This window comes from Sphingomonas sp. CCH5-D11 (genome assembly GCF_001557395.1).
Lineage (GTDB): Bacteria > Pseudomonadota > Alphaproteobacteria > Sphingomonadales > Sphingomonadaceae > Sphingomonas.
The window spans coordinates 1-2,971 of sequence record NZ_LSKH01000336.1 but is presented as its reverse complement, the minus strand read 5'-3'; the positions used below and the strand labels follow the sequence as shown (position 1 = coordinate 2,971).

Here is a 2,971-nt window from a genome sequence, read left to right as displayed (position 1 = left end):
CCGCCGGTGGCATCGACGATCAGGCTGTCGCTGCCGACGCCGCCGTCCACCGTGCCCGTCAGGATCGCGCTCGCACGCTGCAGGAAGGTGTCGTCGTCCGCCCCCAGGAACACGTCGCCATCGATCCGGCCGTAATTCTCGATCCGGTCGTCGCCCGCGCCAAGTGCAATGGACCCTGTGATCGTGCCGGTGTTGACCACGCGATCACTGCCGGTGCCGGTCGTCTGGATCGCGCCGGCCAGATAGGTATTGCCGGACGACAGCGCGAGACTGTCGTTCGCGGCAAGCACCGTCCCCGCCCCGCCGGTGATCGTGCCGCTGTTGGCAAGGTCAAGCGCCACCTCGCGGCCCATGATCGCGACCGATCGCTCGCCGGTCGCCTCGATCGTGCCGGCGTTGGTGATCGTGGCGATCGTCGGGTTTTCGCCCGGCACGCCGATGTACGTTGGAAGCCCGTCAAGCCACAGCGCTGCGGCAGGGCTGGTGTAGCGATAGGTGTCGCCATACCAGTCGGTATAGCTGCTCTCGCTACCCCCGCCGTTGGCGCGCATCGTGCCGGCATTGCTGACCTCGATCGCCGCAGTACCGGGCTGGCCGTAATAGTCGGTAAACCCGACATAGGCACCCAGCCCGCCCTGACCCGTGGCCTCGATCGTGCCGCTGTTGTCGAGGACCGCACGGCCAGCAACGCCGTTGGACGCGTCGACACTGATCGACACACCCGCCGCATACAGGCCGTCCGCGGTAATCACGCCGCTGTTGGTCAGCGACGCGGTGCTGGTCGCAATTGGTGATTGCTGGTCGGGGAAGAGATAATTCTGTTGCAGGGCAACGCTGATCCCGCCGGTGATCGTGCCGCTGTTGATCGCGTCTACAGCGCTGGCGTAAGAGCCGGTCAGCCCCACTGCCGGCGCGCCGCTGGCAGTATCCGACGCCGCGATCGTGCCGCTATTGTCGAATGCCAGCGTATCGGACGACCACACCGAAACGGCATAATTGTCCGGCACCGTGCCGGTAATCGCGCCCGTGTTGGCGAAGCTGCGCGCACTGCCGTTGAAGCCGCCTTCGATCGTCCCCTCGTTGGTAAAGGCGATTGGACCGATCAGGTCAGCGCTGGTGAAATCGTATCCGTAGTAATTGCTCGTGCGTACAACACCCGTGACCGTCGCTGTATTGACGATCATGCCATCGCCCGACAGCGTCAGGTCACCCACAAACGGCGCCTCGGCGCGCACCGTCACCTGCGTATCGCTGCCCAGTGCGCGCACGCCGAGTGCATCGAACGTCGGCACAGTGATCCCGCCCAGGGTGACCGTGCTGCTTTCGCGGCGTGCATGGATCAGGGTGTTTGTTCCCGTCCCCGCGTCGATCGTGCCGCTGATCCCCGTCTCGTCACCGAACAGGATCAGCGTGTCGTCACCCATGCCGAAGCGCAGGTCGCCCGTCAGCGTTCCGCCGTCCGCGACGTAGATCATGGAGCCGTAGGAATAGCGAGCGGCCTCAACGTTGCCGATGATCGCGCCACGATTGACCAGCGTTGCCGGGCCGGACATCTGCACCGCCGTCGCGCCGCTGATCGTGCCGCCCGCTTCGTTGGTCACCGTGCCATAATAGCCAGCGACGATGGCCGTCGCGAGCTGGCTCTCGATGGTGCCGCTGTTCGTCACCTGCGTCCGGGAGCCATAGCCGCTCTGCACCGCCACTCCGTCGGCCCGGATCGTGCCGCTGTTCGTCAGGGTGGCGAAGTCGCTGACGCCCGTGGCGGTCGCGGCCGTACCAGACGCGGTGATCGTGCCGCTGTTGATCACGTCTTCCGCGCCCGTGATCGCCGCGCCACCGCCCGTCACGCTGATCGTGCCGCTATTGGTGACGCTCGCTCCGCCGAAGATCCCCACGGCGGGATAATAGATGCCCGGCGCGTTGATGACCGTGATCGTGCCGTTGTTGGTCACGTCGGTCGTGCTGCTGGGATAACCCGATCCGGCGAAGATCGCCGCGGTCAGATTGTAGCTGTAATTCTGCGCACTCGTGGTCAGCGTCAGATCGCCGTTGTTGACGATCGCCAGTTCGTCCTCCAGCTCATCTCCCTCACCCGTCAGCTGCGCGGTGCTCAGGATCACGGTGCTGATCAGCGAGCGATCGGTGGTCGAGATCGCGCCGTTCAGCGTCACCGTGCCGTCGCCGGTCAAGCCGATCGTGGTGGTGATCGGGTTTGCGGCGGTCAGCGTCAGCTTGGCGTCATCCGCCAGCTCGTACGCCAGCCCCTCGAAACCGCCGGCCAGCGTGAGCGCCGCATCGGCGTCCGCATTCACGCGGTAGCGCAGCGTGTCATAGCCGGCGCCTGCGTCCACGCCGCCGGTCGCGCCGGCCAGCGGCCGCGCCGGATCGGCGCCCATCGTCACGACCAGTTCGTCGTCGCCCCCGCCCAGCCGGATCGTGCCGGTAACGGTTCCGCCATCGTCGACGAAGAGGTCGCCGGTGGAATCATACGGGGTGGTCGCGACGAAATCGACCGTCCCGTTGATGGTGCCCGCATTGACGAGGCGCGCCGCGCCGTTGCCGCGAGCGACTGCGGCGGTGCCGCCGGTGATCGTGCCGCTCGCGCTGTTGATCAGCGTTCCGCCCAGCGCGACGCCGGCGCTGCCGCCTGTGATGGTGCCGTTGTTCGTGAACCTGCCGCCCGACAGGGACACGCCGGTCGTCGCCCCGGCGATGTCGCCGTCGTTGACCGTTTCATAGCCACCCGAATAGCCGATGCTGACGGCAGTCCCCGCCGTGGAGCGGATCGCGCCGGTGTTCGTCAGCGCGCCGTTGAAATCCAGCAGCACGCCAGTGCCGGTCGCGGTGATCGTGCCGCTGTTCTCGACTGCGCCGGAAGACCGCACCGCGCCGCCGTTGACCGCCGTGATCGCGCCTGTGTTGCGAACCGTCTGCGGCGTGCTCACCGCGAATTGCTCAGCCCCGCCTGCCG

General features: G+C 66.8%; 1 protein-coding gene. It reads right to left on the bottom strand.

The window, feature by feature from the left end:
• Positions 1–2,945, bottom strand: a 2,945-nt coding sequence (locus AX702_RS20580; RefSeq protein WP_443026316.1) for a beta strand repeat-containing protein, incomplete at its 3' end; no start/stop codon positions are given.
• Positions 2,946–2,971 lie beyond the last annotated feature (26 nt).